Consider the following 271-nt stretch of genomic DNA (forward strand, 5'->3'; position numbering starts at 1 on the left):
ATCATGGTCTTCTGCAGCAGGACCATGATGACGGTGGAGGGCGTCGCCCGCCGCATCTATCCCGACCACGACATCTGGGCCGCCGCCGACCCGGTGGTGCGCCGCTGGATGACTCGGGAGCTGTCGCCCGCCGCCCGCGTGCAGCGGCTGGCCGAGGAGGGCGCCACGGCGCTGCGCAACCTGGCCCGGCTGGCCGAGGACCCCGCCGCGGCCCGCGCCTCGGTGACCCTGGTCGAGGAGCGCGACACGGGCTCCCGCTGGCTGTGGTTCA

Annotated in this window: 1 pseudogene; it reads left to right on the plus strand. The window is 74.2% G+C overall.

Annotated elements, in window-relative coordinates:
- A pseudogene (locus tag ACY0MJ_RS22370) lies at nucleotides 1-271 on the plus strand (hypothetical protein); the annotation flags it as partial.

The organism is Ramlibacter sp. bp-362, from assembly GCF_054956735.1.